Source organism: Streptomyces sp. NPDC058674 (assembly GCF_042716505.1).
Taxonomy (GTDB): Bacteria; Actinomycetota; Actinomycetes; order Streptomycetales; family Streptomycetaceae; genus Streptomyces.
In genome coordinates this window covers 24,035-50,959 of the sequence record NZ_JBHXSC010000031.1, presented here as the reverse complement: position 1 = coordinate 50,959, position 26,925 = coordinate 24,035, and the positions used below count along the sequence as shown (strand labels likewise).

General features: G+C 71.9%; 20 protein-coding genes, 2 tRNA genes and 2 pseudogenes. 12 read left to right on the top strand and 12 right to left on the bottom strand.

The window, feature by feature from the left end; translation table 11 throughout:
- Nucleotides 1–17: 17 nt before the first annotated feature.
- Nucleotides 18–3,335, bottom strand: a complete 3,318-nt coding sequence (locus tag ACFWU6_RS18050; RefSeq protein WP_383981865.1) for a S8 family serine peptidase — start codon at nt 3,333–3,335, stop codon at nt 18–20.
- A 272-nt stretch (nt 3,336–3,607) separates the two neighbouring features.
- On the bottom strand, nt 3,608–4,168 hold the full coding sequence (locus ACFWU6_RS18045; protein WP_383801892.1) for a CGNR zinc finger domain-containing protein: 561 nt from the start codon (nt 4,166–4,168) through the stop codon (nt 3,608–3,610).
- A gap of 125 nt (nt 4,169–4,293) precedes the next feature.
- Here ACFWU6_RS18045 and ACFWU6_RS18040 point away from each other — a divergent pair, with 125 nt between their 5' ends.
- Together ACFWU6_RS18040 and ACFWU6_RS18035 are read left to right on the top strand one after the other, a co-directional pair.
- Nucleotides 4,294–4,752 carry a VOC family protein gene (locus ACFWU6_RS18040; protein ID WP_383981863.1) on the top strand — a complete coding sequence of 153 codons (459 nt, stop codon included), beginning with the start codon at nt 4,294–4,296 and terminating at the stop codon, nt 4,750–4,752.
- Complete coding sequence (locus ACFWU6_RS18035) at nt 4,752–5,669, top strand: pyridoxamine 5'-phosphate oxidase family protein (protein ID WP_383981861.1); 918 nt, start codon at nt 4,752–4,754, stop codon at nt 5,667–5,669. The genes ACFWU6_RS18040 and ACFWU6_RS18035 overlap by 1 nt, the downstream gene beginning before the upstream one ends.
- Here the strand turns inward: ACFWU6_RS18035 and ACFWU6_RS18030 are convergent.
- Nucleotides 5,645–6,607: a hypothetical protein gene (locus tag ACFWU6_RS18030; RefSeq protein ID WP_383801885.1), complete on the bottom strand. Its 963-nt coding sequence runs from the start codon at nt 6,605–6,607 to the stop codon at nt 5,645–5,647. The two genes, ACFWU6_RS18035 and ACFWU6_RS18030, sit on opposite strands and share 25 nt — an antisense overlap.
- Before the next feature lie 232 nt (nt 6,608–6,839).
- Nucleotides 6,840–9,398, bottom strand: coding sequence for an aminopeptidase N (gene pepN, locus ACFWU6_RS18025; protein WP_383981859.1), 2,559 nt, complete (start codon nt 9,396–9,398; stop codon nt 6,840–6,842).
- Nucleotides 9,399–9,527: 129 nt separating this feature from the next.
- Here pepN and ACFWU6_RS18020 point away from each other — a divergent pair, with 129 nt between their 5' ends.
- Entirely contained in the window at nt 9,528–10,175 is a 648-nt protein-coding gene (locus tag ACFWU6_RS18020) for a DsbA family protein (RefSeq protein WP_383801879.1), read from the top strand.
- Between the two features lie 172 nt (nt 10,176–10,347).
- Here ACFWU6_RS18020 and ACFWU6_RS18015 read toward each other — a convergent pair whose 3' ends face one another.
- The 3 genes from ACFWU6_RS18015 to ACFWU6_RS18005 all read right to left on the bottom strand — a co-directional run bounded on the left by ACFWU6_RS18015 (nt 10,348) and on the right by ACFWU6_RS18005 (nt 14,152).
- Nucleotides 10,348–11,007, bottom strand: coding sequence for a superoxide dismutase (locus ACFWU6_RS18015; RefSeq protein ID WP_383801877.1), 660 nt, complete (start codon nt 11,005–11,007; stop codon nt 10,348–10,350).
- A 207-nt stretch (nt 11,008–11,214) separates the two neighbouring features.
- The gene (locus ACFWU6_RS18010) at nt 11,215–12,660 is read right to left on the bottom strand and encodes an amino acid permease (protein WP_383981857.1); all 1,446 of its coding nucleotides are present in this window, start codon (nt 12,658–12,660) and stop codon (nt 11,215–11,217) included.
- Between the two features lie 109 nt (nt 12,661–12,769).
- Entirely contained in the window at nt 12,770–14,152 is a 1,383-nt protein-coding gene (locus ACFWU6_RS18005) for an amino acid permease (protein ID WP_383801871.1), read from the bottom strand.
- Between the two features lie 230 nt (nt 14,153–14,382).
- On the opposite strand from ACFWU6_RS18005, the gene ACFWU6_RS18000 reads away from it, so the two are divergent.
- The gene (locus tag ACFWU6_RS18000; RefSeq protein WP_383981855.1) at nt 14,383–14,976 is read left to right on the top strand and encodes a biotin transporter BioY; all 594 of its coding nucleotides are present in this window, start codon (nt 14,383–14,385) and stop codon (nt 14,974–14,976) included.
- A 95-nt stretch (nt 14,977–15,071) separates the two neighbouring features.
- Here ACFWU6_RS18000 and ACFWU6_RS17995 read toward each other — a convergent pair whose 3' ends face one another.
- Nucleotides 15,072–16,511 (bottom strand): amino acid permease, encoded by a 1,440-nt coding sequence (locus ACFWU6_RS17995; RefSeq protein ID WP_383801865.1) that lies wholly within the window; start codon nt 16,509–16,511, stop codon nt 15,072–15,074.
- Nucleotides 16,512–16,728: 217 nt separating this feature from the next.
- Between ACFWU6_RS17995 and ACFWU6_RS17990 the strand changes: the two genes are divergently transcribed.
- Entirely contained in the window at nt 16,729–17,214 is a 486-nt protein-coding gene (locus ACFWU6_RS17990) for a ribose-5-phosphate isomerase (RefSeq protein WP_383981853.1), read from the top strand.
- A gap of 68 nt (nt 17,215–17,282) precedes the next feature.
- Entirely contained in the window at nt 17,283–18,089 is an 807-nt protein-coding gene (locus ACFWU6_RS17985) for an Fpg/Nei family DNA glycosylase (RefSeq protein ID WP_383801860.1), read from the top strand.
- 126 nt (nt 18,090–18,215) lie between these two features.
- On the opposite strand, the gene ACFWU6_RS17980 is transcribed toward ACFWU6_RS17985, so the two are convergent.
- Nucleotides 18,216–19,451, bottom strand: coding sequence for a GNAT family N-acetyltransferase (locus tag ACFWU6_RS17980; RefSeq protein ID WP_383981851.1), 1,236 nt, complete (start codon nt 19,449–19,451; stop codon nt 18,216–18,218).
- A gap of 118 nt (nt 19,452–19,569) precedes the next feature.
- On the opposite strand from ACFWU6_RS17980, the gene ACFWU6_RS17975 reads away from it, so the two are divergent.
- Nucleotides 19,570–20,712 carry a PP2C family protein-serine/threonine phosphatase gene (locus ACFWU6_RS17975; protein ID WP_383801854.1) on the top strand — a complete coding sequence of 381 codons (1,143 nt, stop codon included), beginning with the start codon at nt 19,570–19,572 and terminating at the stop codon, nt 20,710–20,712.
- Nucleotides 20,713–21,206: 494 nt separating this feature from the next.
- Here ACFWU6_RS17975 and ACFWU6_RS17970 read toward each other — a convergent pair whose 3' ends face one another.
- On the bottom strand, nt 21,207–21,833 hold the full coding sequence (locus tag ACFWU6_RS17970) for a DUF4232 domain-containing protein (protein ID WP_383981882.1): 627 nt from the start codon (nt 21,831–21,833) through the stop codon (nt 21,207–21,209).
- A gap of 222 nt (nt 21,834–22,055) precedes the next feature.
- Here ACFWU6_RS17970 and ACFWU6_RS17965 point away from each other — a divergent pair, with 222 nt between their 5' ends.
- From ACFWU6_RS17965 to ACFWU6_RS17950, 4 genes and pseudogenes are all read left to right on the top strand, one after another.
- Nucleotides 22,056–23,474, top strand: coding sequence for a pyridoxal phosphate-dependent decarboxylase family protein (locus ACFWU6_RS17965; RefSeq protein ID WP_383981849.1), 1,419 nt, complete (start codon nt 22,056–22,058; stop codon nt 23,472–23,474).
- Nucleotides 23,471–23,926, top strand: coding sequence for an HD domain-containing protein (locus ACFWU6_RS17960; RefSeq protein ID WP_383801845.1), 456 nt, complete (start codon nt 23,471–23,473; stop codon nt 23,924–23,926). Before ACFWU6_RS17965 ends, ACFWU6_RS17960 begins: the two co-directional genes overlap by 4 nt.
- Nucleotides 23,927–24,102: 176 nt before the next feature.
- Nucleotides 24,103–24,297: a hypothetical protein gene (locus ACFWU6_RS17955; protein ID WP_383801843.1), complete on the top strand. Its 195-nt coding sequence runs from the start codon at nt 24,103–24,105 to the stop codon at nt 24,295–24,297.
- Nucleotides 24,298–25,930: 1,633 nt separating this feature from the next.
- A pseudogene (locus ACFWU6_RS17950) lies at nt 25,931–26,074 on the top strand (IS630 family transposase); the annotation flags it as partial.
- A gap of 10 nt (nt 26,075–26,084) precedes the next feature.
- On the opposite strand, the pseudogene ACFWU6_RS17945 reads toward ACFWU6_RS17950, so the two are convergent.
- Together ACFWU6_RS17945 and ACFWU6_RS17940 are read right to left on the bottom strand one after the other, a co-directional pair.
- Nucleotides 26,085–26,514 (bottom strand): annotated as a pseudogene (locus tag ACFWU6_RS17945) (UTRA domain-containing protein); the annotation flags it as partial.
- A gap of 79 nt (nt 26,515–26,593) precedes the next feature.
- Nucleotides 26,594–26,664, bottom strand: a tRNA-Gly gene (locus ACFWU6_RS17940).
- Nucleotides 26,665–26,832: 168 nt separating this feature from the next.
- On the opposite strand from ACFWU6_RS17940, the gene ACFWU6_RS17935 reads away from it, so the two are divergent.
- Nucleotides 26,833–26,909 (top strand) — tRNA-Pro (locus tag ACFWU6_RS17935).
- Nucleotides 26,910–26,925 lie beyond the last annotated feature (16 nt).

Here is a 26,925-nt window from a genome sequence, read left to right as displayed (position 1 = left end):
ACCTGGTTCCTACCGGGTTACGGGAGGACCTTCTCGATCTGCACGCTGCCGGTGCCGGCGGCGGTGCCGCGGGCGTTGAGCAGCTGGACCTGGCCGAAGAACTGGCGGCCCTCGGGGGCCGCGCTGTTGACCAGGACGTTCGCCGAGACCTGCGCGGTGGCGCCGTTGGCGAGGTTGACCGCGGCGGCCTCGTCGACCTGGACGGAGCCCAGAGCGGCCGAGAAGTAGACGTCGCGGTAGTCGTACGTGGTGGAGCCGGACGGGACCGCGTAGCCCAGCACCTCGACGGTGTAGGTGCCCGCGGCCGGGTTGGCCAGGCTCACGGCCTCCTCGGAGTCGCCGTCGGCGGAGCTGCCGACCTTGACGCCGTCCTTGTACACGTCCAGGTCGAGGTCGGCGCCCGTGTCGGACGTCTTGCCGATGGCGATGTCGAGGCGGGAGACGCCCTCGCCGATCGTGACCTCGGTGGTGTGGGTCTCACCGGTGGCGATGGTCGGCTTGGCGACCTTCGCGGAGCCGAGCGGGCCGCCCTTGAGCTTGCCGCCGGAGATGGCCGCGGCGTCGTTCTTGACGGTCCACTGGACCGGCGCCGGGGTGCCCTGCTTGACCTCGGGCAGGACCTTGACCGCGGGGTCGAAGGCCGCGCCGAGCACGGAGACGTCGAGCTTGTACGGGTTGTCCAGCAGCGGCGACGTACGGCGCGACTCGACCTCGATCTCCCAGACGCCCGGCTGCGGGTCCGCGTAGGAGCGCAGGTCGGGGCGGCAGGTGTTCGCCGGGTTGTCGTAGTTCGGGTAGCACTGCGTGGTCGCGCTGTCCTCGACGCCCAGACCGTACGGGTGGATCGAGATGAAGCGCGTCTGGCTGCCCGGCTGCAGGCCGCCGAGGGCGACCTCCAGGGTCTTGGCGCCCTGCGGGACGGTGACGAAGTAGGACTTGTGGCTGTTGCGCTGCACGGAGGAGGTGTCCGACAGCGTGAACGACGGCTTGGCCAGCGGGGCCGCGGCGACGACCGTCGCGAGGACCTGCTTGTCGATGCCCTCGGTGGTCGCGTCGTCCAGCTGCAGGATGCCGCTGTGCACACCGGCCGACGTGGCCTTGGCCTCGACCTTGATGGTGACGGGCTTGTTCAGCGGCAGGGTGACGTAGTCGTAGCCGCCGATGACCTTGAAGGTCCCGTCGTTGGTGCGCCAGCTCAGGTCGTGCCGGGTGCCGTACTTGACGCCCGTGGTGCGGGTGACGACGACGTTGTAGACCTTCTTCTGGCCGACCTTGAGGCCGCCCTCGCGGTCGTAGAGGCCGGTGCCGAAGCCCGGGGTCTTCAGGAACTGGTCGATCGCGGTGTCGACCGGCGCCTTGACGGAGAACTGGTTGGCCTTGGCGCCGCGCTGGATGGACTCCCACGCGCCGACGACGTCGATCAGACCGGAGCCCTGGGCGTGCGCCGGGACGTCGGCGATCTTCTTCGCGGTGCTGGTGAGGGCCACGCGCAGACCCGCCGGGTCCAGCGCGATCTTCTGCTGCTTCGCGGCCGAGATCAGCAGGGCGCCGGCGCCCGCCGCCTGCGGCGAGGACATCGAGGTGCCCTGGAGCATCGCGTAGCCGGGCGGCAGGGCGTAGCCCGCCTCCTTGACCGGCGAGCCCGGAATCCAGGTCTGTGCGGTGTTGATCGCGGCGCCGGGGGCGGTGATGGTCGGCGTGAAGCCGCCGTCCTCACGCGGGCCGCGCGAGGAGAAGTTGAACATGTTGTACTTCTTGGCCACGCCCGAGCCGTAGTTGGCGGCCCACGTCTCCTTGGAGACCGCCGCGCCCACGGAGATGACCTTGTCCGCCAGGGCGGGGTCACCGATCGTGTTGACGCCGGGGCCCTCGTTGCCCGCCGAGATGACGAGCTGGACGCCGTACTTGTCGATCAGGTTGGAGTAGAGCTCCGAGCGGGCGTTGTTGCCGTCGTTGAGCGCCGGCAGGCCGCCGATGGACATGTTGACGATGTCCACGCCGCGGTTGACGACGAGGTCGATCATGCCCTCGGTCAGCGCGATGTTGGTGCAGCCGCCGGTCCAGGTGCAGGCGCGCGAGGAGACGAGCTTGGCGCCGGGGGCGGCGCCGTTCATCTTGCCGCCGAAGAGGCTGTGGGCGGCGGTGATGCCGGCGACGTGCGTGCCGTGCGTGCCCTCGATGATGCCGATGTTGACGAAGTCGGCCTTCTTGCCGACCCAGTCCCCGCCCAGCGGGTCCATCGGGACGTCCTTGCGGATCTCGATCACGAACGGGATGCGCTCGACGACGGGGGTCGCCGGGTTGTCCGTGCCGAAGTAGCCGACCTGGTAGCCGTCCTTGTACGGCTTCATCGGCTCGTTGTTCGTGAAGTCGAGGTCCTGGTCGGTGTCGACGCGCACGGTGCCGGTCGCCGGGTCGTACAGCATGCCGAACCGGTCGGTGGTGTCGCCGTCGCGGTTGACGTCACCGGCCATGTCGCCGTTCGCGGTGATCGACTCGGTGAAGCGGCTCCACTGGAACGAGCCCTCGGGCGCCTTCCACGTCGAACCGCCCGCGGCGAACGAGGCGCCGGCGACCGGGGTGATCTGCGCCCGCCAGGTGCCGTCGTTGTCCGTGATCGGGTCGGTCGCCGTGACCCAGTCGACGATCTTGCGCTCGCCGGTCGTGGTCGTCTGCAGCGCGGGGTGGCCGAGGTCGACGCCCGAGTCCATGATGCCGATGGTCACACCGCGGCCGTCGGCCTGCGGGTTCTTCGCGACGAAGTCGACCGCGCCGGTCTCGAAGGACGGGTTGTACGGGTTCTTCGCCGGGGTGTTGGCGTCCGGCGCGGGGTAGGCCTCGGCCGCGGTCTTCTTGGCCGTGCCGCTCGCGCGGTCCGCGTCCGGGCGCGGGTCCGGCAGCTGGATCTCGTGGCGCAGGTCGATCCCGTGCACCGAGTTCAGCTTGACGGCCGCCTTGAGCGCGGCGTCCGCCTTCCCGGTGGGAAGCGTGGCGCGCACGTAGCCGAGGTCGTCGTACGTGCGGCCCACGGAGGCACCCTCGACGGCGCCGAGCTGCTCGGCGACCTGCTTGGTCTGGCCGGGCGCGGTGGCGACCATGACGGTGACGGTCTTGTCACCCTTGGCCTTGGCCTCCTGCAGCAGCTCGGCATCGGCGGAGCCGAGCTTCTGGTCGGCGGACTTCACGGCCGCCGTGGCTCCCGGGGTGTCCGTGCCGGTGGCTGCGAAAACGGGCGCGGAGCCGGTGGCCGCGAGGGCGGCAACCAGGCCGGCCGCGGCCGCGACGCGCACGGCGCGTCTGGCCCCGGGTATGGAGCTGGGGGATTCGAGGGTCATCTGCATCCCTGGTCAGTGGAAGAAATGGTCCGGAATTCGGTGCCGGATGACCGGTCAGCTTTGCGCAAGAGCAAGGTCTTTGGGGAGAGTTGTCATCGACTGAGACCTGCCATGGCGGACTCTCGCCAGTGCAGAGCATGCGCCAGCACGGCCGTACCGGGACAGACCGGGACGGACGAGAGGGCGGGGGAGTGGATTTGTCGACTCTCTGACGGCGGGTCAAGGGTGACGTGAGACGCGGCGTCAGATCAGGTGTGACAACTTTCGTGCTTTCAGCGCTCGCGCGTGCGCGCGTAGTGCCGGGAGGCCTTCGCCCGGTTTCCGCAGGTGGACATCGAGCACCAGCGCCGGGTGCCGTTGCGCGAGGTGTCGTGGAAGTGCAGCACGCAACTCCCTGAGGCGCACCCGCGGATCCGGTCGGGCGCGGAGTCCAGCAGTTCCAGGTAGTTCCGGGCGGCCGTCCAGGCCGGACCCCAGGTCGGGTCGTCGAACTCGGTGCGCTCGGCCGGGCCCCGGTCGGTCAGCGTGGGCCGGATCCGGCCGTGCTCCAGCACCGCGTCGACCAGGGCGCGCGCGCTCCGGTCGGCCGGGTCGGCCACCGCGCGGGCCAAGGCCTCGCGGGCGGTGAGCAGGTGGACGAGGGTCGGGGCGTCCGCGCGGAAGCGGTCGGCCAGGCCGGTGGTCTCCAGCCAGACGGCGAGCCCTTCGACCCGGGACAGGCCGGCGGCTCCCGCGAAGAGGTCGAGCGGTCCGCCGTCGGCGACCCAGCGGGTGTTCAGCAGGTCGAGGGCGACCGGCTCCCCGGTCAGGGGTCGTGGGTCCGCCGCCGCCATGTCTCCACACCTTCCCGCCGCCCCGCCGCTAACCCCTCAAGAATACGTGACCGGTTGACACCTCCGCCCCTAACTCCTAATCTCAGATTAGAAGGTTAGATGAATCCTCTGGGGAAGGTACTTCCATGACGAGCGTCATCAGCGGGCTCCGCACCGGCCACGTGGGGCTGAACGTCACCGATCTCGACCGGTCGCTCGCCTTCTACCGGGACGCCCTCGGCTTCCCGGTGCTGGGCGAGGGCAAGGAGGAGGGGCGCCGCTTCGCCTTCCTCGGCCAGGGCGGCGAGCTGGCCCTCACCCTGTGGCAGCAGGCCGACGGCGCCTTCGCCCCGGCCTCGGCCGGGCTGCACCACCTGGCCTTCTCGGCCGGCACCGTCGAGGAGGTGCGGGAGTACGAGGAGCGGCTGCGGTCGCTGGGCGTGGACTTCGCCTACGAGGGCGTCGTCTCCCACGGCGAGGGCGCGGCCTCCGGCGGCATCTTCTTCCACGACCCCGACGGCACCCGCCTGGAAATCTCCGTACCCGTCGGCGCCGAAGGCGCGCCCGCCCCGATCGCCGGGGCTCCGACCTGCGGATTCTTCTAATGGGCCGCGGCGTCTACCACTGGGGCTCGCTGGCCGTGCAGGAACGGGTCGGCGTACGGGACGCGGCCGAGCACGTCGGCCGCTCGATCGGCACCGGCATCCGGGACGTCGCCGCGGCGTTCCTCGGCCTCCAGCCCCACCTGGTCGTCGGCGCCGCCGACGGTGCGGGGCGGGTGTGGGCCTCGCTGCTCACGGGGGCGCCCGGTTTCGTACGGGCCACCGGGCCGGACCGGATCGCGGTCGCCGGCGGACTACCGCAGGGCGACCCGCTCGCGGAGGCGCTGGCCACCGCCGGAACCAGGGTCGGCACCATCGCGCTCGATCCCCGCACCCGGCGCCGGATGCGGCTGAACGGAACGGTCGAGGTGACCGGACGCGGGTTCGCCGTCCACGCCGAACGGGTCTTCTCCAACTGCCCGAAGTACCTGCAGAAGCGGCAGCCGCTGGACCGCGCTGCCGAGGGAGCCGGTGTCGTGTGGCGCGGGGACGTGCTCACCCCGGACCAGGAGCGGGCCGTCCGCGCCGCGGACACCTTCTTCGTCGCCACCACGGCGGAGGCGGACGGGGCGGACGGGGCGGACGGGGCGGGCGGGGTGGACGCCAGCCACCGGGGCGGGCTGCCGGGCTTCGTGGAGGTGTCCTCGCCGGGGGAGCTGACCTGGCCGGACTACGCGGGCAATGCCATGTTCCTCACCCTGGGGAACCTGGCGGCCGATCCGCGGGCCGGGCTGCTCTTCCCGGACTGGGAGAGCGGGGCGCTGCTCCAGCTCAGCGGCCGGGCGGAGACCGAGTTCGGGGCCGGCGGGGAGCGGCGGGTCCGCTTCCGTGTCGAGTCGGTGGTGGAGAGCCTGCATCCGGGGCGGCTGAGGTGGAGCGTCCCGGAGTACTCGCCTCACCTCGGGAGCACCACCACGTAGGCGGCCGGCTCGCGGTCGCCGGCCGCCGTCAGGGCGGTCCGCAGGACCGCGGCCTGCTGCTCGGGCCAGTCGCGGAGCTTGCGCGGGGTGACGTGCAGGACGGTGATCCCGAGCCGCTCAAGGGTCTCCCGCTTGCGGACGCACTCCGACCACTGCTCGTCCTCGCCCTGGCGCGGGGCGCGGGTGTCGATCTCCAGGGCCACGGCCTGCTCGGGCCAGAAGGCGTCCACCCCGCCCAGGTGCGGTCCGTCCGGCAGTCGCAGGTCCACGTTCCAGACCGGCTCGGGGAGGTCGAAGCCGTGTACGAGCCGGTACAGCCGGTCCTCGGCGATCGCGCGCCCCTCGGCCAGGAGCGACTCGACGGCGCCGACCACGTGCGGGCGGTCCAGCAGCCGGGCCACCGTCAGCTCCCTTACGACGGCGGCCGGTTCGCAGTGCCCGTCGCGGACAGCCTCGCTGAGCACGCGGCGCACGGCGGCGGCGTCCGAGAGCTGGGCGACGGCGTCCGCCACGGCCCGCGCCACGGGGGCCACCGGGAGCCCGGTCACCTCCTGCGGGCGGGGCGTGGTGTGTGCGCGCACGATCCGCACGTCCCCGGTGGACCGCAGCCGGCGGGTGCCCGGGACGAGCACGTCGACGTGGGAGAGGGCGAGCAGCGCGGGTACGGAGGCGAAGCGGTACAGGGCCAGCGCCGCCAGGCCGGTGATCATGGACTCGCCGTTGCCGCGCCGCTCGGCGTACAGCAGCGCGGCGTGCAGCCGCTCCTCGCTGGTCGCGGGTCCGGAGTGGAGCAGGAACACGCCGGGCAGGACCTGCTGCCAGGGCCGCTCGGCGGCGTCGGCGGCGGAGACGCCGTGCTCGCGCAACTGGGCGAGGGTCAGCACGCGGGGGCGGCTGCCGGTGAGGTGGGCGAGGGGGAGGGGCGCGTCGTGGTTCATGACGCGGTGATTCCCTCAGGCCATGGCCTTGCTAACCCCTGTTACACGCTCGTCGACAAACCGGGACAAGCCAGGGCTAAAGTACGGGCGTTCGACTGCCGATGAGGGGTACTCGTCTCCGGCTGGCCGCCGGGGCCCGGGAGAGCCGCCGGGGGGCCGAGGGGTCGGCCCCCCGGCCCCTCGCCCCCCCGGCCTCCCGCCCCCGGCTAACCGCCGCGGGACCGGCCCGGCGTCAGGCGCCTGCGGCCGCGTCGCACCGCTGGGCGCGCAGGGCGCGGGCCAGGTCGTCCCGGGACTCCAGGACCAGCCGCCGCAGCGCCGGCGGAGCCGACGGGTGGGCCGCCAGCCAGGCGTCGGTGGCTTCCACCGTCGCCTGAGAGTCCTGGAGCGAGGGGTACAGGCCCCGCACCACGTGCATCGCGATCTGGATCGAGCGCTGCTCCCACACCCGTTCGAGCACCTCGAAGTACGGCCCGGTGAAGCCGGCCAGCAGCTCCCGCTGCGAGGGCTGCTGCATGCCGGCGATCGTCGCCTCCACCAGGGCGTTCGACAGGGCGTCCGACTCGACGACCGCCGCCCACGCCTGGTCCTTCACGGCGGCCGACGGCCGCGCCGCCAGGCACCGCACCTGGTGCCGCTTGCCCGACGCCGTGTCGTCGCGCCCCAGTTCGGCCGTCAGCACGCCCTCGTCCACCGCCCCGTGCGCGGCCAGCGGCAGCAGGAAGTCCCAGCGCAGCTCCTGGTCCACCTCCAGCCCGTCGATGCGCGCCGACCCCTCCAGCAGCCCCAGCAGCAGCTGGAAGTCGCCCTGGGTCGCCGCGCCCGCCGCGAAGAAGCGGGCCCACGTCAGCTGGTGCTCCGAACCGGGCGCGGCCAGCCGCAGCTCGTGCAGCGCACCCGCCGCGAGGTCCCGCCCGCCCTGCTCGCGCCAGTCGGGCGCCGCGTAGTGGCCGACCGCGGTCAGGGCCTGTGCGTGCAGCATCTGGAGCACGCCGACGTCCGTCTCCCGGCCCGCGTGCGCCAGCACCAGCGACACGAAGTCCCGCGCCGGCATCAGGCCGTCACGCGTCAGGTTCCACATCGCCGACCAGCACAGGGCACGGGCGAGGGGGTCCGTCAGGCCGCCCAGGTGGGCCCGCAGCGTGGCCAGCGAGCCCTCGTCGAAGCGGACCTTGCAGTAGGTGAGGTCCTCGTCGTTGACCAGGATCAGGTCGGGCCGCTCGCGTCCGGTCAGCTCGGCCACCACGGTCCGTGCGCCCGCCACGTCCACCCCGGCGCGCGCGTACCGCACGAGGCCGCCGTCCGGCTCCAGCCGGTAGAGGCCGACCGCGACCCGGTGCGGCCGCAGCTCCTCGCCCTCCTGGACCACGGCGAGCTCGGTCACCCGGCCGCCCGCGTCGTAGGTCACCACCGGGGTCAGCACGTTCACGCCCGCGGTCTGCAGCCAGGCCCGCGACCACTCGGCCATGTCCCGCCCGGACACCTCCGCCAGGACCGACAGCAGGTCGTCCAGGGTGGTGTTGCCGTAGGCATGGGCCTTGAAGTAGCGCCGCGCGCCCTCGACGAACGCCTCCCGGCCCACGTAGGCGACGAGCTGCTTGAGCACCGCCGCGCCCTTGGCGTAGGTGATCCCGTCGAAGTTCAGCTTCGCGTCCTCCAGGTCGCGGATGTCGGCCGTGACCGGGTGCGTGGACGGCAGCTGGTCGGCCCGGTAGGCCCACGCCTTGCGGCTGTTGGCGAAGGTCACCCACGCCTGGTCGAAGCGGGTCGCCTCGACCAGCCCGAAGGAGCCCATGAAGTCCGCGAAGGACTCCTTCAGCCACAGGTCGTCCCACCACTTCATGGTGACCAGGTCGCCGAACCACATGTGCGCCATCTCGTGCAGGATGACGTTCGCGCGCCGCTCGTAGGAGGCCTGCGTGACCTTCCCGCGGAAGATGTACTCCTCCCGGAAGGTCACCATCCCCGGGTTCTCCATCGCACCCAGGTTGTACTCCGGCACGAAGGCCTGGTCGTACTTGCCGAAGGGGTACGGGTAGTCGAACAGCTCGTGGAAGAGGTCGAATCCCTGCTTGGTGACGAGGAAGACGTCGTCGGCGTCGAAGTGCTTCGCCAGCCCCTTGCGGCACATCGCGCCGAGCGGGATCGTCAGGTCGCCGCGGGTGTAGGAGTCGGTCACGTAGTGGTAGGGCCCCGCCACCACGCAGGTGATGTACGTGGAGATCGGCCGGGTCTCGGCGAACCGCCAGACCCCGGCCTCCCGGGACTCCTCGGCCCCGTTGCTCCACACCTGCCAGTCCTCGGGAGCGGTCACCTCGAAGCGGTACGGCGCCTTCAGGTCCGGCTGCTCGAAGTTCGCGTACACCCGCCGGGCGTCCGCCGGCTCGTACTGCGTGTAGAGGTAGACCTCGCCGTCCTCCGGGTCCACGAAGCGGTGCATGCCCTCGCCGGTCCGGCTGTACGCGCAGTTCGCGTCCACCACCAGGACGTTCTCGGCGGCCAGCCCGTCCAGGGCGATCCTCGCCCCGTCGAAGACGGCGCCGGTGTCCAGCGCGCGCCCGTTGAGGGTCACCGAGTTCACCGAGGGGGCGATCAGGTCCGCGAAGGTGGCGGCGCCCGGAGCGGAGGCCCGGAAGCGGATCGTCGTGACCGACCGGAAGGTCCGGGGACCCTCGGCGGGTTCGGCCTCCTCCACCGCGGACCTGAGGTCGAGGGCGACCTCGTACCCGTCGACGGACAGCAGCCGGGCCCGGGAACGGGCCTCGTCGCGGGACAGATTCTCTCCGGGCACCTGCACTCCTTCGTGCGTGATCGCGTTCGTGCGACGAATCCTCGCACGGGGGAATGCGCGCGACTCCGGACTGGTTGCCGACGGAGGAACGCGGTCCCCGTGATGCCTTTGCCAGACTCGAGGAGAGACATGACCGACACCCAGGTGCGCGAGAAGACCCCCGTCGACTTCTGGTTCGACCCGCTCTGCCCGTGGGCCTGGATGACCTCCCGCTGGATGGTGGAGGTCGAGAAGGTCCGCGACGTCGAGGTCCGCTGGCACGTGATGAGCCTGGCCGTGCTGAACGAGAACAAGCTCGACGAGCTGCCCGAGGTCTACCGCGACCTGCTCGGCCCCAAGGGCTGGGCTCCGGTGCGCGTGGTCACCGCGGCCCAGCAGAAGCACGGCGAGGAGATCACGGGCAAGCTGTACACCGCGCTGGGCACCAAGATCCACAACGAGGGCCAGGGCCCGACCCGCGAGGTCATCGCCGCGGCCCTGGACGAGGTCGGCCTGCCGGCCGAGCTGCTCGCCTACGCCGACTCCGACGAGTACGACGAGGTGCTGCGGGCCTCCCACAACGACGGCATCGACCGGGTGGGCCAGGAGGTCGGCACCCCGGTCATATCCGTACCCGGCGCCGACGGCGACGACGTGGCCTTCTTCGGCCCGGTCGTCACCCCGACCCCGCGCGGCGAGGCCGCCGCCCGGCTCTGGGACGGCACCCTGCTCGTCGCCGCCACCCCGGGCTTCTACGAGATCAAGCGCAGCCGCACCCAGGGCCCCTCCTTCGAGTAGCCCCGCGTCCTGCCCCCCCTGACGCCCCGGTGGACACCGGGCGGGCCGGGGGAGGGCGCGCGGGACACAGGAGACCCCCGCGAGTCACGTCCTCGCGGGGGTCCTCCGTCACACACGCCCGCACGTGAAGGGTGAGAAGACGATCACGGGGCGGACGGGCTGGTGGCGCCGATCAGGCCTTGGAGGCGGGGATCAGCAGCGGGGTGTTCGCCTTGGCGTCGGCGTAGCGCCGGGCCACGTCCTGCCAGTTGACGACCTTCCACATGGCCTCGATGAAGTCCACCTTCTGGTTCTTGTACTGAAGGTAGAAGGCGTGCTCCCAGGCGTCGAAGACCAGGATCGGCACGGATGCCTGGCCCACGTTGCCCTGGTGGTCGTAGACCTGCTCGACGATCAGACGGCCGCTGAGGGGCTCGTACGCGAGCACGCCCCAGCCGGAGCCCTGCGTCGCGGAGGACGCGAAGGTCAGCTGCTTGCGGAAGGCGGCGAAGGAGCCGAAGGACTCGGTGATCGCGGCCGGCAGGTCGCCCAGGCCGTCCTTCTCGTCCGGCACGCCGCCGCCGTCGCCGGTCTTCGGGCTGGCCATGTTGTGCCAGTAGATGCTGTGCAGGATGTGGCCGGAGAGGTGGAACGCGAGGTTCTTCTCCAGGCCGTTGAGGGCGCCCCAGTTCTCCTTGTCGCGCGCCTCCTCCAGCTGCTCCAGCGTGGTGTTGGCGCCCGCGACGTAGGCCGCGTGGTGCTTGTCGTGGTGCAGCTCGATGATCTGCGGATTGATCACGGGCTCGAGCGCTGCGTAGTCGTAAGGAAGCTCAGGAAGCGTGTAGATGGCCATGCGTGTATCCGGTCCCCTCGGCATGCGAAGTGCTTATTGCAATCAATGCGCAACTGCACGCTAGCAGTATCTATTCCGGCTCACATGTAAGGCTTGCCTCTCTTCCCCAGGCCCGCGGAACGGCGAAGGCCGGTCCCGCGCGCTCGCGCGGGACCGGCCTCTGACGTTCCGTCCGGCGGGGGTGTCGCGCCGGACGGGAGCTCGGGATCAGTGCGGCCGGGCCGCTCCGCGCGCCGCGGCCCGGCGCTGCAGCACGTACCCGGTCGCCGCGAGGGCCGCGGTCAGTCCGCCGGTGAAGACCACCTGCACCCGGGTGTCCTCGCCGAGCGCCATCAGCACCAGCACCCCGACCACCCCGGCGAGCGCCGCCCACGTCAGGTACGGGAAGCCCCACATCCGCACGACCAGCTTCCCGGGTGCCTCCCGCTCCAGCCGGCGGCGCAGCAGGAACTGCGAGACGGCGATGAAGCCCCAGACGACGAGGATGACCCCGCCGACCATGTTCAGCAGCCAGGCGAACAGCGTCTGCGGGTACCAGTAGGAGAGGAGCACGGTGACGAAGCCGAAACCGGAGGAGGCGAGCACCGCGCGGCGCGGGACCCGGCCGGTCACCTTGCCCAGTGCCTTCGGTCCCTGGCCGCGGGAGACGAGGGAGTAGGCCATCCGGGAGGAGCCGTAGATGTTGGCGTTCATGGCGGAGAGCAGCGCGATCAGGATGACCACGTTCATGATCTCACCGGCGGCCGGGATGCCCAGGTGGTCCAGGGTGGCCGCGTACGGGCCGTCGGCCGTGACGGCCGGGTCGTTCCACGGGAGCAGGGTCACGATGACGAGCATGGAGCCGACGTAGACGATCGCGATCCGCCACATGGTGGTCCTCACGGCCGTGGCGACGCCCTTGACCGGGTCCTGCGACTCCGCGGCGGCGATGGTCACGGTCTCCAGTCCGCCGTAGGCGACGACGGAGGCCAGCAGTCCCACGAGCAGGCCGTCCACGCCGTTGGGCAGGAAGCCGCCGTCGTGGAGGAGGTTGGCGGCGCCGGGGGACCCCGTGCCGGGCAGGAGATCCAGGACGGCCAGCACGCCCAGCGTGAGGAAGAGCCCGATCGCGCCGATCTTCAGGGCGGAGAACCAGAACTCGAACTCGCCGAAGTGCGAGACGGCGGCCAGGTTCGACCCGCAGAAGACCGCCATGAAGAGCAGCACCCACATCCAGGAGGCGGTGCCCGGGAACCAGCCGGTCATGATGTGCGCGGCGCCGATCGCCTCGATGGCCACGCCCACGCACAGCAGCGTCCAGAACATCCACCCGGCGGTGAAGCCGGCCCAGGGGCCGATCGCCCGCTCGGCGTGGACGGAGAAGGAGCCGGACGCGGGATCGGCGGCGGACATCTCGCCGAGCATCCGCATCACGAACATCACCAGCAGGCCGGACGCGGCGTACGCGAGCACGATCGAGGGTCCGGCGGCGGCGATGCCGGCGCCGGAGCCGACGAAGAGGCCGGCGCCGATGACCCCGCCGAGGGCGATCATCGAGAGGTGGCGCTGCTTGAGGCCGTTGCCCAGGGGGGAACCGGCGTCGCCGTGCGGGGAACCGGGCGCGCCCTGCGGGGGCGTCTGCCGATCGGGGGATGTCGTCGTGCTCTGGCTCATGGGGCCAGTCTGCCGATCGTCCGATAACCGGACGTTACGTGTCCATCATGCGGACACCGGTTCCACCGGCAGCGGTCCCCCTCCCACGGCGGCCCCGGCCCCGCCCGTGTCAGGCGGCCCGGCGCTCGCGGATCTCCCTCGCCCACGCCACCAGCAGGACGAGGGCGGCGGCCCCGGTCGACCACAGCAGCTGCGGCCGGGCCGCGTCGTCGAACAGCATCAGGACCAGCACCGCCGCCATGCCGAACAGGGCGGCCCACGTCAGGTACGGGAAGAACCACATCGGCAGGGTGAGCCGCTCCGGCATGTCCCGCTCGATGATCCGGCGCAGTTTCAGCTGCGAGACCGCGATGAGCGCCCACACGAACAGCAGTACCGCGCCGACCGCGTTGAGCATGTACAGGAAGATCGTGTCCGGCCACAGCAGGTTCAGCACCACCGAGACGAACCCGAAGGCCACCGAGGCGAAGACCGCCCGGCGCGGTACCCCGCCGCCCGAGACCTTCAGCAGCGCGCCCGGCGCCTCGCCCCGCTCGGCGAGCGAGAACACCATGCGCGAGGACCCGTACAGGTTCGCGTTCAGCGCCGACAGCAGGGCCACGAAGACCACGATGTTCATGATCTGGCCCGCCGCCGGAATGCCGATGGAGTCGAGGACGGCGACGTACGGGGACTGCCCGGGCTCCAGCGAGTCCCACGGCAGCAGCGTCACGATGACCACCATCGAGCCGACGTAGAAGAAGAGGATGCGCCACACCGCGCTGCGCACCGCTCGGGCCACGGACCGGGCCGGGTCGTCCGACTCGGCGGCCGCGATCGTGACGACCTCCAGGCCGCCGAAGGCGAAGACGACCGCGAGCATGCCCGCGACCACCCCGCCGAGACCGGCCGGGAAGAAGCCGCCCCGGCCGGTCAGGTTGGCGGTGCCGACCGGGTCCGTGTCGGGGAGCAGGCCGAAGACCGCGAGGGTGCCGAGGATCAGGAAGAGCACGATCGCGCCGACCTTGAGGGCGGCGAACCAGAACTCGAACTCGCCGAAGTTCTTCACGGCGGCCAGGTTGGCCACGGTGAAGACCACCATGAAGATCAGCACCCAGACCCACTGGTCCACCGACGGCACCCAGCCGTTCGCGATCTTCGCGGCCCCGGTCGCCTCCACGGCGAGCACCACGACCAGCAGGAACCAGTACAGCCAGCCCGCCGAGAAGCCCGCCCAGCGGCCCAGCGCCCGCTCCGCGTACACGGAGAAGGAGCCCGAGGCGGGCATGGCGGCGGACATCTCGCCCAGCGCCCGCATCACCAGCATCGCGAGGAGGCCCGCGAGCAGGTACGAGCAGATGATCGCGGGGCCGGCGATGCCGATGCCGGCGCCGGAGCCGACGAAGAGCCCGGCACCGATCACGCCGCCGAGGCCCAGCATGGTCAGATGGCGCTGCTTGAGGCCGTGGCTCAGGGGTTCCGCTGCGAGTCCGGGCAGGGGTGCTTGTGACATTCCGACAGTCTCGCCGAGTGGGGAGCGGCGAGGCAAAACGAATGTCGCACGCTTTTCCCGGGGGTGATCCGCATCACTTCGTACGCTCGGGATACCGGGTGGTAGAGCATTTTTGTGCACTCCCCACCACGGTGGGGATCACTGCTTTGTGCCCGCGCGACGGTGGGGCCGGGGCCGGGCCGGGACTAACGTCGCGGTGTCCCGTCGAACCACCCACCCTCGGAGCCACGATGAGCACCGCTTCCGCCTCGTCCGCCGTCTTCCGGCCCGGCGCCGTCCTCGCCGACCTGCTGCCCGCGAGCCGCGTCCGCGACATCGCGCTCGTCGTCGGCGGAGCCGCGCTCACCGGGCTTGCCGCCCAGGTGGCCGTCCCGGTCCCCGGCTCCCCGGTCCCGGTCACCGGCCAGACCTTCGCGGCCCTCCTCGTCGGCGCCTCCTTCGGCGCCCGCCGCGGCTTCCTCGCCCTCGCCCTGTACGCGCTCCTCGGCACGGCCGGGGTGCCGTGGTTCGCGAACGGCACCTCCGGAGCGAGCGGCGCCTCCTTCGGCTACGTGCTCGGCATGCTGCTCGCCGCCACCGTCGTCGGCGCCTTCGCACAGCAGGGCGCCGACCGGTCGGTCCTGCGCACCGCGGGCACGATGGTGCTCGGCTCGGCCGTGATCTACGCGGTGGGCGTGCCCTACCTGATGGCCGCGACCGGCATGTCCCTGTCCGCCGCGGTCGCGGCGGGCCTGACCCCGTTCCTCATAGGCGACGCGCTCAAGGCCGCGCTGGCGATGGGCGCGCTGCCGGCCGCCTGGAAGCTGGCGGGCCGCCGCGGCTGAGCCGACGGCTCCCGTACGACAGCAGCCCCGGACCGCGAGTGGCGGTCCGGGGCTGCTGTCGTCCCGCGTGCGGGCAAGGACGTACGGGGTGGGGGCTAGACGCGCTCGCGCTCGGCGGCCTTGCGGCGCACGTCGCGGATCACGCCGATCGCCACCACCACGGCGGCCACGAGCACCGACAGCAGGACGACCTGGCGGTTGGCGTCGTCGAAGAACATGTAGCCCAGCACCAGGACGATCATCGCGGCCGTGGCCCAGGTCAGGTACGGGAAGAACCACATCTTCACGGTGACCTTCTCCGGCGCCTCGCGCATGAGGATCCCGCGCATCCGCAGCTGCGTCAGGCAGATGACCAGCCACACGAAGAGGGCGATGGCGCCCGAGGAGTTCAGCAGGAAGTCGAAGACCGTGTCCTTGAAGGCGTAGTTGAAGTAGACGGCGACGAAGCCGAAGACCACGGAGCCCAGGATCGCGGCGACCGGTACGCCCCGCTTGTTGACCTTGGCGAACGCCTTCGGGGCGTCTCCGCGCTCACCGAGCGAGAAGGCCATCCGCGAGGCGGTGTAGAGGCCGGAGTTCAGGCAGGAGAGCACGGCGGTCAGGATGATGACCTCCATGATCGTGCCGGCGTGCGCGATGCCGATGGAGTCGAGGGCGGCGACGTACGAGCCCTTCTCGGTGATCGAGGGGTCGTTCCACGGCAGCAGGGTGAGCACGATGAAGATCGAACCCAGGTAGAAGATGCCGATGCGCCAGATCACCGAGTTGGTGGCCTTGGTGACCGCGCGGCGCGGGTCCTCGGACTCGCCCGCGGCCAGCGTGACGATCTCGCTGCCCATGAAGGAGAAGACGACCATCAGCACGCCGGTCAGGATGGAGCCCGCGCCGTTCGGCATGAAGCCGCCGGTGTCGGTCAGGTGGGCGAAGCCCGCACCCGGGTTGTCGGAGCCGGGCAGCAGGCCGAAGACGGCCAGCATGCCGACGACCACGAAGGCGCTGATGGCGACGACCTTGATCCCCGCGAACCAGAACTCGAACTCGCCGTACGAGGCGACGGAGCCGAGGTTCGTGACGGTGAGCACCGCCATCACGATCAGGGCCCAGGCCCACTGCGGGACGGCCGGGATCCAGCTTTCGAGGATCGCCGCACCGGCGGTGGCCTCCACGGCCAGCACCACGACCCAGAAGAACCAGTACAGCCAGCCGATGGAGAAGCCGGCCCAGCGGCCGAGCGCCCGGTCGGCGTAGGCGGAGAAGGAGCCCGAGTTCGGGCTGGCGGCGGCCATCTCGCCGAGCATCCGCATCACGAAGACCACCATCGCGCCGACGAGCGCGTAGGAGATCAGGATGGCGGGGCCGGCCTTGGCGATGCCGCCACCGGAGCCGACGAAGAGGCCGGCGCCGATGACGCCGCCGATGGCGATCATGGACAGGTGGCGGTTCTTGAGACCGGCCTTCAGACCGTCTGACGGCTGGGCGCCCCCGGGTTCACCGGAGGAGTCGCCTGCCTTCTGAAGGGTCGTCGTGGAGCTCATGGACGGATCCTTAGGTTCTCGGGTTGCGAGCCCCGGCATTCAAACCTGAGATGAACGCAGACGGAAGACCTCAATCCGGATCGTTGCGAGGGGGCGAACGTCCCGGACCCGGCCCTGCCGTGTCCCATCTGCGTTCTTTGGGTTTACTTGAGCTTTAGACGTGACTTACGCGACACCCGCCGCCCGCCGCCGGACCCGCCCGTGCCACACTCGACCCATGCGCGTGTACCTCGGATCCGACCATGCCGGCTTTGAGCTCAAGAACCACCTGGTGGACTGGCTCAAGAACAACGGCCACGAGCCCGTCGACTGTGGGCCCCACATCTACGACGCGGTGGACGACTACCCGCCGTTCTGCCTGCGCGCCGCGGAGAAGACCGCCGCGGACGCCGACGCCCTCGGCATCGTGATCGGCGGCTCCGGCAACGGCGAGCAGATCGCCGCGAACAAGGTCAAGGGTGTCCGCGCCGTCCTGGCGTGGAGCGTCGAGACCGCCCAGCTCGGCCGCGAGCACAACAACGCCAACGTGATCTCCGTCGGCGGCCGGATGCACACCCAGGACGAGGCCGTCAGCTTCATCGAGGCCTTCCTGGCGACCCCGTACTCGGGCGAGGAGCGCCACACCCGCCGCATCGAGATGCTCTCCGCCTACGAGCAGACCGGCGAGCTTCCCCCGATCCCCGCCCACCACCCGCAGGGCTGATCCCGCTTCCGGCCGCGCCGTCCCCGCGGGGGGCGGCGCGGCCGTTTTCCTTCCCATGGAGGTTCGCCGTGCCCGAGGGGCATACGATCCACCGCCTCGCCCAGGACCACACCGAGCGGTTCGCCGCCCGCCCGGTCCGCGTCAGCAGTCCCCAGGGCCGCTTCGCGCAGAGCGCGGCCCTGCTCGACGGGCGCGAGCTGGCGGGCGCCGAGGCGCACGGCAAGCACCTCTTCCTCGAGCTCGGCGACGCCTGGATCCACATCCACCTCGGCCTGTTCGGCAAGCTCGGCTTCGGCCCCGCCCCGGCACCGCCCGCGGCCGAGACGGTCCGGCTGCGGCTGCTGAACGAGGAGCACTACGCCGACCTGCGCGGCCCCACCGCCTGCGCGCTGATCGGCGAGGGCGAGAAGAAGGCGGTCCACGACCGGCTCGGCCCCGACCCGCTGCGGGCCGGAGACGACCCCGAGCGGGCCTGGAAGCGGATATCCCGCTCCCGCACCACCGTCGCCGCCCTGCTCATGGACCAGAAGGTCGTCGCGGGCATCGGCAACGTCTACCGGGCCGAGGTCCTCTTCCGGCACGGCATCGACCCGTACCGGCCGGGCAGGGACCTCACCCGCGCCGAGTGGGACGCCCTGTGGGCGGACCTGGCCGTCCTGATGCGCCAGGGCGTGCGGAACAACCGGATCGACACCGTCCGCGACGAGCACCTGCCCGAGGCGATGGGCCGGCCGCCGCGGGTGGACGACCACGGCGGCGAGGTGTACGTCTACCGCCGGGCGAACCAGCCCTGTCACGTCTGCGGGGGAGAGATCCGCACCGCCGGCCTCGCCGCCCGCAACCTCTTCTGGTGCCCCGCCTGCCAGTCCCGCTAGCGCTGTGACCGCGGGTGGTGAGCGGCCCGAGGGTGCCGCGGGAGGCCGGGGGGCCTTTCGGAGCGGGCGCCGGAGCCCGGGGGGCGCGGGTGGTGCCGGGCCCGGGGTCGCCCCCGGGGCAGGGACCTAGAACCCGTGCGGGAGCCAGGGGGCCACGTCGCCCGCGAAGGCGCGGGAGGCCGCCGCCAAGGCGCCCGGACGCAGCTCGCGCACCCGGCCGGCCGCCGCCAGCGAGGCGAGGGTGGGGCCGCCCAGGTACGCCGAGCCCAGCTCCCGCGTCGACAGCGCCAGCTCCGCCGGCTCCCCGGTCCGCGCGCAGCGCGCGCCGCCCTTCGCGTCGGCGGTCAGCCGCCAGCGCCCCTCGTTCCACGGACAGAACGCGTCCGACACCTCCAGGACCACGTCCAGCGCGGCCCCGTACGTCCGGGCCTCCAGCGCCGCCGGCAGGTCCACCAGCCGTACGTGCAGGGAGTCCCGCACGCGCGCCTTCGCGCGGCGGACGTCGCTGACCAGGTGCAGCACCGCATCGTCCACCGGACGCTTGCGCGCCCGCACCGACCAGGTCAGGTCGATCCCGCACAGGTAGCGCCACAGCGCCGCGTACGCCGCCGGGTCGAGTGCGTCCAGGTCGCCGACGTCCACCCCGCCGTCCGCGCCGGTCCAGTCCCAGTCGGCCTTGACCCGGTAGCGGGCGTACCCGACCACCTCGCCGTCCGCCCGCTCGGCGACCACGCACTTCAGCGGCGACCCGCCGCCGCGCATCGCCGGCGGGTCCAGCAGCGCCTGCCGCTCCCAGCCCCGCTGCCGGGCCGGCATCCCGGGCCGGCCCGGGACCAGCGCCGCGTACACCCGCTCGCAGTCGGCCAGCGCCTCCCGCGGGTCGACCAGGCGCAGCCGCACCTCGTCCGTGCCCGGCGGCACGTCCAGGCGCACCCGGCTCGTGTCGATGTCCACGCCCAGGTCGTACGCCGCGGTGCCGTAGCCGAAGCGGCTGTAGATCGCCGGGTCCGAGGCCGTCAGCACGGCGAGCGGTTCGCCACCCTCGCGGACGTCGTCCAACTGGCGCCGCATCAGGGACGTCAGGACCCCGCGCCGCCGGTGGGTCGGGGAGACCCCCACCATCGTCACCCCGGCCGCCGGGACCAGCACGCCGCCCGGCACCGAGAGACGGAAGGAGAAGGCACCGGCGGAGCCCACGCACGTCCCGCCGTCCCAGACGCCGAGGGAGCGCTCCGGCTCCGTCAGCGCTTCGTAGAGCGTCCGCTCCTGCGGAGACTCGGGCACACCACCGAACGCCAGTTCCAGCTGGTCGTACCAGACATCCCACTCATCAGGCTGCAATACGCGCATCTCAAGGGCCATGAGGCCATCCCTATCAGGGCGTTCCGGCGCAGTCGAAGCGTTTTCGGGCGCCGCGGGAATCCCAGGTCCGGGGGTACCCCTGCGCATCCACAGCCATGATGGATAAGGTCCCGGAGCAATGGCCGGAGCACGCGTGGAGACCCTTACGGCCCGGATGCGCATGCTGTCGCACCGGGCCCGCACCGCCCTGCGCAAATCCGCCGTCGACTACTTCCGCGGCGACGCCTCCGACTGGCTCGCCTTCGGCGGCCTGCTGCTCACCGTCCCGGCCATAGCCTGCGGCACCCTGATGATGCCGGTGTGGTTCTCGCCCTCGGCGCTCGTCCTGCCGATCGTCGCGGGCGGGCTGCTGCTGCGCCCCGCCAGCCTCCTCGCGCTGTACGCCGCCTCCGCGACCGCACTGATCGTCGAGGCCCTCGTCCTCGGCCCGTACACCCAGGGCCCGGCGCGGGTCACCCCCGGCACCGTGCTGGTCGTCGCCGCCTGCGGGTTCTTCGGCCTCGTCATCGCCCAGTTCCGCAGCCGCGTCGGCGTGCCCTGGCGGCGCGGCGGGACCATGCTCTTCGACCTGCGCGAACGCATCCGGGTGCAGAGCAAGCTGCCCGCCCTGCCGCGCGGTTGGCACCGCGAGATGGCCCTGCGGCCGGCCGGCGGCCAGTCCTTCTCCGGCGACTTCGTCGTCGCCGCCCGCACCAACGGCGGCCGCACCCTGGAGATCGTCCTCACCGACGTCTCCGGCAAGGGCATGGAGGCCGGCTCCCGAGCCCTGCTGCTCTCGGGCGCCTTCGGCGGACTCCTCGGCGCGCTGCCGCCCCACGGCTTCCTGCCCGCCGCCAACGGCTACCTGCTCCGCCAGGACTGGGACGAGGGCTTCGCCACCTCCATCCACCTGGTCCTGGATCTGGAGACGGGGGACTACGAGCTGCTCTCGGCCGGCCACCTCCCCGCCCTCCAACTCTCCGCCGGCACCGGCCGCTGGCAGGAGAAGACCGGCGACGGACCGCTGCTCGGGGTCTACGACGGCGCCGAATTCACCCCGGCCCGCGGGAACCTGCGCCGGGGCGACGTCCTGATGCTCTTCACCGACGGCCTGGTCGAGACCGCCGAGCGGGAGATCAGCGAGGGCATCGACCGGCTCACCGGCGAAGCCGACCGCTACGTCGCCGCCGGCTGGGAGGGCGCCGCCTGGCACCTGATCGAAAAGGTCGCCAAGGACGTCAACGACGACCGCGCCCTCCTCCTGATCCGCCGCTCGGCCTGACCCCCCCTCGGACCTGCCGGGTGCCCCGCACCGCGCACCGCGCACGCCGCGCGCCGGGCGGCACGCGGCCGGGCGTGCGGTGCCGTGTACGCCGGGCGGTGCCCTGTGGGACGTGCGGGATGTGCGGTGCGTTGTGGGTCGCGGGGTACGTCGCGCGGCCGCGTCGACAGGGGCCGCGACGGCAGCGGCGACGCCGGCCGGGGCCGGTCCGTAACCGGCTCCGAATCCGGGCCCGTCTGATTGCCCCGGCCCGTAACCCGTCCGCTCGCCCCGCCGCGGCCCTGGCCCGTACGGCTCAGCCGACCGCAGGTCCCGCCGCGGGAGCCCCGGACTCGCCCTTGCCCCTCAGGAGCGGCCACCGCGTCCACCCGTCCGAAGGCCGGCGAGTGGCGACAGGCCAGACAGGCCGGCAGGCCAATGGGTCGCTGGGTCGACGAGTGAGCGGGTCAGTAGGCCAGCGGGTCGGCGGATCGGCGGGTCGGCGGGTCAGCGGGTCAGCGGGTCAGGGGCTGCCACGCACCCGTACCCAACTGCCCGGTGTTCCCGAGATCGACGGGCCGGCTCAGCCGCAGCGACACCCGGGGCGCGCCCGGCCTCGGGCGTACGTCCAGCACCCAGCCCTCCACCGCCGGCACGGTCACGTCGGTGACCCGGTTGCGCCACACCATCGTGACCGAGGCGGCTGCTCCCGGCGCGAGCACCACCCGTACCGGCGGCGCGTCCACGGAGGGCACCTCAGAGGTGACGGGAGCCGAGCCGTTCCCCACCTCCACCGCCACCGGCCGGTTCTCCCCGTCCGACAGCCGGACCTCCGGGTAGCCGTTCAACTCGTACACGTCCGAGCCGCAGTTGACCAGTCGGAAGCTCTGCAACCGCAGTCCCATCGCCGCATCCCCCGGGCCGTCCTCCAACAGCCGTACCCCGCCCTCGGGACACACCGACGTGGGCCGCTCCGGCTGCGTACCCCACAGCCCCGCGTCCGGCGTCCCCGATGCCGATGCCGACGCCGACGCCGTCGACTCGGGCACCCGCACCGGACCGGGCGCCGCAGCAGGCGGGGGAGGCGTGGCACACCCCGCTGCCCCCGCCAGCACCCCTGCCGCGACCCAGCCCCCGACCATGCCCCGCACCCGCCGCTTCACTCTCACCCGCCGACCCTACGGCCACCCCGCCCCGGGCTCCAGGAGTCCCCAGCGGATGCGCAGAGCAGCGCCGAGGCCGCGCCGTCGCCGCCCACCCGACACGGACTGAACGCGGGCCGACGGACCAGGACGTTCGGCACACGGGCCAATCACCCCCGATTGGCCCGTCCGCGCCACCCCCGCGCGGCCTACGGTGCCCCCATGGACCGCACGCTCGCCGCCGACCTCGACCGGCTCCCCGAACTCCTGGACGCCACCCGCCGCGCCGCCGTCGACGCGCTGGCGACCCTCGACGCCCGGCCCGTCGTACCCACCGCCCCGACCCCGACCCCGCTCGGCCCTGAGCCACACCCCGAGCCCGTCCCCGAACCCCTCCCCGAGCGGGCCTCCGGCGCGGTCGCCGCCCTCGCCGCCTTCCAGGACCGCTGGGCACCGCGCCTTTCGGCCTCCGCAGGCCCCCGCTACCTCGGCTTCGTCACCGGCGGAGCGACCCCCGCCGCCCTCGCCGGAGACTGGCTCACCGCCGTCCACGACCAGAACTCCAACTCCTCCCTCGACGGCGGGGGCCAGGACCTCGAACGCGAGACTGTCGGCTGGCTCCGCGAGCTCTTCGGCCTCTCCACCGCTCACGCCGGCACCTTCGTCAGCGGCGCCACGATGTCCAACACCACCGGCCTGGCCATCGCCCGCGAATGGCTCGGCGAACGCCTCGGCGTCTCCCCGTCCGAGGACGGCGCGGCGGCCCTGGGCCCGGTCCGGGTCCTGTCCGGCGCCCCGCACTCCTCCATCGCCAAGGCCCTCTCCGTCCTCGGCCTCGGCCGCGCCGCCCTCGTCCCGGTCCCCACCCTCCCCGGCCGCGAGGCCGTGGACCCCGCCGCCCTCGACCGCGCGCTCGCCGACGCCCCCGGGCCGGCCGTGGTCGTCGCCAACGCCGGAACCGTCAACACGGTGGACTTCGACGACCTCCCGGCGATCGCCGCGCTGCGCCCCCGCCACGACTTCTGGCTGCACACCGACGCCGCCTTCGGCGCCTTCGCCGCCCTCTCCCCGGACCACGCCCACCTCGCCGCCGGCCTCGACGCCTCCGACTCCCTCTGCGTCGACCTGCACAAATGGCTCAACGTCCCCTACGACAGCGCCGTCCAGTTCACCCGCCGCCGCGACCTCCAGGCCCGCGTCTTCCAGAACTCCGCCGCCTACCTCGGCCCCCTCGGCGACCACCCCGACCTGGTCCACCTCACCCCGGAGAACTCCCACCGACTGCGCGCCCTCGCCGCCTGGTTCACGCTCCGCGCGTACGGGCGTCAGGGCCAACGGGAGATCGTCGAACGCGACATCGCCTGCGCCCGCGACCTGGGCGACCGGCTCTCCGCCGATCCCGCGTTCCGGCTGCTCGCCCCGGTCCGCCTGAACGTGGTCTGCTTCACCCTCGCCGCCGGCCCCTCCCCGGACCGGCTCGCCGCCCTCGCGCGCGCCGCCTCCGCGGAGGTGTTCGTCACCCCCACCCGCTACGGGGGAACCCCGGCCCTGCGTGCGGCGTTCTCCAACTGGCGCACCACGCACGCGGACGTGCGGCGCGCCGCCGAGGCCCTCCGCAGGGCAGCAAGGGAGACCGCATGACGCAGCAGCCGCTCACCCTCCTCGAAGTCGAAGCCCTCGCCCGCGCCGCGCACGAGGGCCAGACCGACAAGGCCGGCCGCCCGTACGCCGAGCACCTGGCCGCCGTGGCCGAGGGAGTCCGCCAGCGCGGCGGCAGCCCCGACCAGCAGGCGGCGGCCTGGCTCCACGACGCGATCGAGGACGAGGCCCTGAGCCTCACCTGGCTGGACGCGGCCGCCCTCCCGCAGCCGGTGAAGGACATGGTCCTCGCGGTCACCAAGCGCCCCGACGAACCGGTCGAGCGGTACACGGCCCGCATCCTCGCCACCCCGGGGGCCCTGCTGGTCAAGGAGTCCGACCTCGCGCACAACGCCGACCCCGCCCGCCTGTCCGTACTGGACGCCCCCACCCGGGAGCGACTGTCCGCGAAGTACGCGTATGTCCGCTCCCTCCTCGGCCTCCCCACCCCGTGACCCCCGCGCCGTGCCCGAAATATGCCCGTCGAGGGTGCGGTTGGCGAAAACGGAACGATGGTGATTCGTCACAGAGCGGATAGCCGGGGCACGTTGGTGGGAGGATGAAGCATGTGGGGGCGCGCACGGCCGCGCGCCCCGGGCCGACCAGGGGACGACCGAAGGTGTGATCAGTAGTGGCCATTTCGCTGTCAGTGGTGGTTCTGTTGGCGGTCATCCTGGTGGTGCTGATCCGCGGCAACCACATCAAGGCGGGCCCGGCCATCATCGCCGCCCTCTTCGGCTTCTTCCTGGCGTCCAGCTCCATCGCCGACGACGTCAACCGCTTCCTGAACTCCCTGGCAACCATGATCGCGAACATCAAACTCTGACCCCTCGACCGCGCCCTGCGCACCCCTGCCGCCGTCCTCCACCACGCCCGCACGGGGAGTCCGCCGGTCAGGGTGCCTGTGCGGCGGGCACCCGGGAGAGCCGACCGCCCGGCAGCGCGAAAAGACTCGGCGGGGCTGCGGCACGCGTTCGCGCCGTCGTTGACGCGGCGGCCGCGGCAGCCTCCCTCTCGGGCCAGAACAGGCCCGCCCCCACGAAGTGCCCGTCGTCCCGAACAAGGGGCCCGACCCGCTCCCGGGCGGGGATCACGCCGACCCGGGAACGACGAAGGGCCAGGCGGAAGAAACATCCTCTGACCTGGCCCTTTTCGCTTCAGAGCGGGTGACGGGAATCGAACCCGCGTAGCTAGTTCGGAAGATCGCGTACCTGCCCACCCTGTGACCGTCCACGCCGTTGACCTGCACCTTCCCTGCACTCTTGCCGCAGTTCCCCGCGACACCCCGCCATGCACCCGCGCGACGTCGGTGGGACCGGCCATCATCCTGGCCAGTCCCACCGGCACCCTTACCCGGCCATCCCGCTTGCGTCAGCAGCAGCTAGCGGGCGATATTCCGCACGATTCCCGGGTCACGCATTGGATGATCTTCTCTGCGATCTCATGCCGCCATGGCCAGCAAGTCCGCGACTTCCGGCGGCTTCCTGCTGGCAGGGTCAGCTCAATGTGGCGCATTCCGCGACGGCGCGGAAGGTGGTTTGCTCATTGGGGTCGATGGTCACTTGCCACGAGTTGCCCGTACCCCTCTGGTTCTCAAGGACGAAGAATTCGATGTCCGCCCCCGGCTCCGGAACGACGACGAACCCGCCGCCTGTGACGACACTTCCGGTGGGGCACGTCGCGATGGACGTCGCATTGGTGCCCGATGGCGCTACGACCAGTGTTCCCTCCACCTGGAAGGTGGTCAGAACGGCACCTGGTCCGGGGGGTCCGGGAGGTCCGGGAGGTCCGGGGGGTCCGGGCTTGCCTTTGCACCTGTCTGCGCCACTATCTCCGGTGGAGATCGAGCCGTCACCGTGGGAGTGTCCCGGCCTGTCGCACTTGTCGCCGGCTGACGACAGGCTCGCCTCCTCTGCCGTCCGGTGGGTGGGTGCAGCTGCCAGAGCGGGGCTGGCGAAGCCCAGCATCACAAGAGCCAGTGACGCCATCGCGGTGCCGGTGAGCAATGTGCTCCGCTTCGGAATCGGGCCGAGATCGGCCCCGGCTCTGCTTTCGAGACTCATGAAAGCCCTCTTTCCTGGTGGGTACAACATCCATTCGAGGGTCGGTGAAGCCAGGGAGAACGCCTGCGCGCCTCCTTCCGGCATCATGCGCTTGCATGGTGAGCCAGCATGAGAGGCGCGCTTAGCAATCAACGCATCGGCCGAGCATGAGCGATCCAAAGGGTTTGTTCATCCGGAGAGCCCCTGTCTCCACCGGGCGTAGCGTTTGATTGCTGCTGGTCAGGCATGGTTTCAACGAGGGCGTGGACGGCCTGGTCCGCAATTTCAAGCGCTACACGTCCTTCTTCGAGCGCCTCGACCCGAGTGCGGACAAGAGCAGGACGTGTGGCCGCACGTGGAACCACCGCGTCGGCGCTCGGGGCCGGGGTCGTCTTCGAAGGCGAAGCCGGGTTCTCGATGACGCCGCCGACCTTCCGCACCTGGAGCCGGCACGGAACCGCACCGGTCGTCCGGGTCCGAGGCCGTTCCCAGCGCCGCTTCTCCATCGCAGCCCTGTGCTGCTACAAACCCGGCGAACGCTCCCGCCCGATCTACCGGCCATGAATGCCTCGACGACGCCCATGCCGGCATGCGGTCCACCCGGGCGGTACCACGAGCGTGCCGGCGGTGAGCTCGTACGGCTCCCAACTCGTCGACAGCTGCACCGGTCGGCCATCGGCGAGGAACTCGTACATCGTGCGCACGCACAGCTCCCCAACGGCGATGCCGAGACGTGCCGCGATATCAGCCGGTGCGGGCACCTTCGCCTCGGTCCGGCTCTCCCAGTTCCCCTGCCTGCCCAAGGCCTGCATGTCCGCACGGAACGGAGAACCGCCAGGCTGCTCACGAGCCGACGAACGGACGACCCGCATGCGCTGCCGCGGCTCCGCGATGTACGTACCCGAGCCCGCGCGACCCTCCAACACTCCCTGGGAGATCAAGAGCTCCTGCGCCCGGCGCACGAACGAAGATCCGCAGCGGAAGGGGCACGCCGGGGGCACGGAGGGCTGATCGGGGCCCCGGGAACGGCGAAGGGCCAGGTCGAGGAAACGTCCTCTGAACTGGCCCTTTTCGCTTCAGAGCGGGTGACGGGAATCGAACCCGCGTAGCTAGTTTGGAAGACTAGTGCTCTACCATTGAGCTACACCCGCAACACGCGCGCCGCCCGTCCGGGGACCGGGGCACGAGCGCCATCCTAGCGGGTCGCGCCGGGTCGGTGCACACCGCATTCCGGGGTCCGGGGCGGCGTTCGTCCGGAGGTGCTGTGGAATCCCGCACATCAGAGGGTCTCCGGGCATGTACCCTACGTGTCGCACCGACGGGGTGTGGCGCAGCTTGGTAGCGCGTCCGCTTTGGGAGCGGAAGGTCGTCGGTTCGAATCCGGCCACCCCGACCACCGGCAGCGTCTCGCC

What these genes read in the sequence shown, in the direction of transcription:
- ACFWU6_RS18050 (WP_383981865.1), bottom strand. Translation starts at nt 3,335, where the DNA reads ATGACCCTCGAATCCCCCAGCTCCATACCCGGGGCCAGACGCGCCGTG.
- ACFWU6_RS18045 (WP_383801892.1), bottom strand. Translation starts at nt 4,168, where the DNA reads ATGGCGGCGGCGGACCCACGACCCCTGACCGGGGAGCCGGTCGCCCTC.
- ACFWU6_RS18040 (WP_383981863.1), top strand. Translation starts at nt 4,294, where the DNA reads ATGACGAGCGTCATCAGCGGGCTCCGCACCGGCCACGTGGGGCTGAAC.
- ACFWU6_RS18035 (WP_383981861.1), top strand. Translation starts at nt 4,752, where the DNA reads ATGGGCCGCGGCGTCTACCACTGGGGCTCGCTGGCCGTGCAGGAACGG.
- ACFWU6_RS18030 (WP_383801885.1), bottom strand. Translation starts at nt 6,607, where the DNA reads ATGAACCACGACGCGCCCCTCCCCCTCGCCCACCTCACCGGCAGCCGC.
- ACFWU6_RS18020 (WP_383801879.1), top strand. Translation starts at nt 9,528, where the DNA reads ATGACCGACACCCAGGTGCGCGAGAAGACCCCCGTCGACTTCTGGTTC.
- ACFWU6_RS18015 (WP_383801877.1), bottom strand. Translation starts at nt 11,007, where the DNA reads ATGGCCATCTACACGCTTCCTGAGCTTCCTTACGACTACGCAGCGCTC.
- ACFWU6_RS18010 (WP_383981857.1), bottom strand. Translation starts at nt 12,660, where the DNA reads ATGAGCCAGAGCACGACGACATCCCCCGATCGGCAGACGCCCCCGCAG.
- ACFWU6_RS18005 (WP_383801871.1), bottom strand. Translation starts at nt 14,152, where the DNA reads ATGTCACAAGCACCCCTGCCCGGACTCGCAGCGGAACCCCTGAGCCAC.
- ACFWU6_RS18000 (WP_383981855.1), top strand. Translation starts at nt 14,383, where the DNA reads ATGAGCACCGCTTCCGCCTCGTCCGCCGTCTTCCGGCCCGGCGCCGTC.
- ACFWU6_RS17995 (WP_383801865.1), bottom strand. Translation starts at nt 16,511, where the DNA reads ATGAGCTCCACGACGACCCTTCAGAAGGCAGGCGACTCCTCCGGTGAA.
- ACFWU6_RS17990 (WP_383981853.1), top strand. Translation starts at nt 16,729, where the DNA reads ATGCGCGTGTACCTCGGATCCGACCATGCCGGCTTTGAGCTCAAGAAC.
- ACFWU6_RS17980 (WP_383981851.1), bottom strand. Translation starts at nt 19,451, where the DNA reads ATGGCCCTTGAGATGCGCGTATTGCAGCCTGATGAGTGGGATGTCTGG.
- ACFWU6_RS17975 (WP_383801854.1), top strand. Translation starts at nt 19,570, where the DNA reads ATGGCCGGAGCACGCGTGGAGACCCTTACGGCCCGGATGCGCATGCTG.
- ACFWU6_RS17970 (WP_383981882.1), bottom strand. Translation starts at nt 21,833, where the DNA reads ATGGTCGGGGGCTGGGTCGCGGCAGGGGTGCTGGCGGGGGCAGCGGGG.
- ACFWU6_RS17965 (WP_383981849.1), top strand. Translation starts at nt 22,056, where the DNA reads ATGGACCGCACGCTCGCCGCCGACCTCGACCGGCTCCCCGAACTCCTG.
- ACFWU6_RS17960 (WP_383801845.1), top strand. Translation starts at nt 23,471, where the DNA reads ATGACGCAGCAGCCGCTCACCCTCCTCGAAGTCGAAGCCCTCGCCCGC.